Origin of the sequence: Bradyrhizobium sp., from assembly GCF_049691595.1 — a bacterium.
Lineage (GTDB): Bacteria > Pseudomonadota > Alphaproteobacteria > Rhizobiales > Xanthobacteraceae > Bradyrhizobium.
Window position 1 is genome coordinate 1 of record NZ_JBAVNZ010000462.1, and the last position, 3,187, is coordinate 3,187.

Genomic DNA, 3,187 nt, shown 5'->3' on the forward strand with positions numbered 1-3,187 from the left:
CCGGCTCGATCATCATCGGGCCGCGATCCTCCAGCTTGAACATCGCATAGGCCACCGCCTCGCCCTGGTCGTTGGAGATCAGGACGCCGTTGCGGCGGCCCTGGATGTCGCCCTTGTAGGGCGCGTAGCCGTGGAACAGGCGGTTCATGATCGCGGTGCCGCGGGTGTCGGTGAGCAGCTCGCCCTGATAGCCGATCAGGCCGCGGGTCGGCGCGTAGAACACCAGCCGCAGGCGATGGCCGCCGGATGGCCGCATCTCGATCATCTCGGCCCTGCGTTCGCTCATCTTCTGCACCACGACGCCGGAATGCTCCTCGTCGACGTCGATCACGACCTCTTCGATCGGCTCATGCCACGCCCCGGTCGCCTCGTCCTGCTTCAGCACCACACGCGGGCGCGACACCGACAGTTCAAAGCCTTCGCGGCGCATGGTCTCGATCAGGATCGCCAGCTGCAATTCGCCGCGGCCGGACACTTCCATGGAATCCTTGTCGGAGGCTTCGGTGACGCGCAGCGCGACATTGCCTTCTGCCTCGCGCAGCAGGCGGTCGCGGATCATGCGGCTGGTCACCTTGTCGCCTTCGGTGCCGGCGAGCGGGGAGTTGTTGACGATGAACGACATCGCCACCGTCGGCGGATCGATCGGCTGCGCCTTCAGCGGCGTATCGACGGATGGATCGCAGAAGGTGTCGGCGACGGTGCCTTTGGAGAGGCCGGCAATGGCGACGATGTCGCCGGCTCCGGCCTCTTCCAGCGGCGTGCGCTCGATGCCGCGGAACGCGATGATTTTCGTGATCCGCCCGTTCTCGATCAGCTTGCCGTCGCCGCCGAGCACTTTGACGGCCTGGTTGGGCTTGATGCTGCCGGAGGTGATGCGGCCGGTGATGATGCGGCCGAGATAGGGATTGGCCTCCAGAATGGTGCCGATCATGCGGAACGGGCCCTGTTCGACGGTCGGCGGCGCGACGTGGCGCAGGATCAGGTCGAACAGCGGCTGCATGCCGGCGTCCTTCGGACCCTCCGGCCTTTCCGCCATCCAGCCCTGCTTGGCCGAACCGTAGAGAATCGGGAAATCGAGCTGCTCTTCCGAAGCGTCGAGCGCCGCGAACAGGTCGAACACCTCGTTGATGACTTCGGTTGGCCGCGCGTCGGGACGGTCGACCTTGTTGATGACGACGATCGGCTTCAACCCGACCTTGAGCGCCTTGGAGACCACGAATTTGGTCTGCGGCAGCGGGCCTTCGGCGGCGTCCACCAGCACCAGCGCGCCGTCGACCATGTTGAGGATGCGTTCGACCTCGCCGCCGAAATCGGCGTGGCCCGGCGTATCGACGATGTTGATGCGGGTGTCCTTCCACTGCACCGAGGCGGCCTTGGCCAGAATGGTGATGCCGCGCTCGCGCTCCAGATCGTTGGAATCCATCGCGCGCTCGACCACGCGCTGGTTGTCGCGATAGGTGCCGGATTGCTGCAGCAGGCGATCGACCAAGGTGGTCTTGCCGTGGTCGACGTGGGCGATGATGGCGACGTTGCGAAGGTTCATGGCTGTTCTTCTGGTCGGGCAATGGTCGGGAGCGCGATCTCGCCGGAAAACCGGGACCCACTTTTCCGGATCGCGCTCAAAAACCTGGATGGTGATGGGGCGCTCCGGCCCCCAAAAAGGAAGCCCGGCCAAAGGGGACCGGGCACACCTTACTCGTTGCAGCGCAATATAGTCAGAAAACGCCAAAAAACAATGGATTGTTTGGTGTCCGGTTAGCTCATTTTTGCAGGGAAGCGCCGTGCGATTGCGCCTTCAGAACCCCTTTCGCCCTGAAGCGCGGCCCGGGCGGCGCCCCGACCGCTGCGTTACACCGGCTTCGGATCGAGCGTCGTCGACCACAGCGCGACGTCGGCGCGGTCGCGCAACGTCACCGTCATCTGTCCGGTTGCGCCGTCGATCCTGACGTGACCGAAGAACTGCATGCCGGCGGAGGGCGGCAGGTTCTGCTTGTCCGGTCCCGGCGCCTTGATGAATTTCACCTCGGGCCCAAAAGTGTTGTCGAGTTCGTTCGGGCCGAATGTTCCGGCATGCAGGGGGCCGGAGACGAATTCCCAGAACGGGTCGAACTCCTGGAACTGCGCCTTGTCGGGGTTGTAGTAATGCGCGGCGGCATAATGCACATCCGCCGTCAGCCACACCGTGTTGACGATGCCCGCGGTCTTGATGAAGCGCAGGACGTCGGCGATTTCCAGTTCGCGGCCGCGCGGCGGGCCGTCGCCCTGCGCGAAGGCCTCCGAACCCTTCTTGTTCGCCGCATCGTCATAGACGATGATGCTGAGCGGCATGTCGGAGGCGATCACCTTCCAGGTGGCGCGCGAGTTCAACAGCCCGCGCTTCAGCCAGGCGAGCTGGTCGGGTCCGAGAAAGTAGCTTTCGGGGCCGTAGGCGGTCTGCATATTGGGACCGTTGGGCCCGCGATAGCTGCGCTCGTCCAGCATGAAGACATCGAGATGGGGTCCATAATTGATCGTGCGATAGATCCGGCCCGGCTCCACGATGCTCTCCCGCATCGGGTACATTTCGTGGAAGGCGCGTGCGGCCCGCGCGGCGAGCAACATGACGTCGCGTTCCCTGTAGGCGGCGGGGAGCTGTTTTGAGGCCGACCAGTTGTTGGTGACCTCGTGATCGTCCCATTGCACGAAGATCGGCACCTCGGCGTTGAAGGCGCGCACATGCTCGTCCATGAAATTATACTTGTGGGCGGCGCGAAATTCGTCGAGCGTCTCGGCGACTTTTGCCTTCTCCGGGATCGTGATGTTCTTCCAGATCTTGCCGTCGGCGAGCCTGACCTCGGGCTGTATCGGGCCGTCGGCATAGATGCTGTCGCCCGAATGCAGCAGGAAGTCCGGCTTGTGTTTGCGCATGGTGGCGAAGGTGAACATGCCGCCGTCATCGGGATTGATGCCCCAGCCCTGGCCGGCGACGTCGCCGCCCCAGACAAAACTGACGTCGCGGCGATGGCCGGGCGCGGTACGGAAACGGCCGACCACCGGTTCGCTCTGAATCTCGATATGGGAGAGGTCGCGGAACCGGACGCGATAAAAGATGTCCTGACCGGAGGGCAGGTTTTCCAGCAACATTTTTGCCGCAAAATCGCTTTCGGGCAGCGCCGCGATCGGCGGCAAGGCCCTGGCGTTGTTGAAG

At 63.9% G+C, this 3,187-nt stretch carries 2 protein-coding genes; both read right to left on the reverse strand.

The genetic code is table 11. The annotated features are described in order from the left end of the window. Positions 1–1,543 (reverse strand): translational GTPase TypA (typA, locus tag WCE35_RS19505; RefSeq protein WP_424594958.1); only part of this gene is annotated, 1,543 nt, incomplete at its 3' end. Positions 1,544–1,848: 305 nt separating this feature from the next. Further along, positions 1,849–3,187 (reverse strand): alkaline phosphatase D family protein (locus WCE35_RS19510; RefSeq protein WP_424594959.1); only part of this gene is annotated, 1,339 nt, incomplete at its 5' end.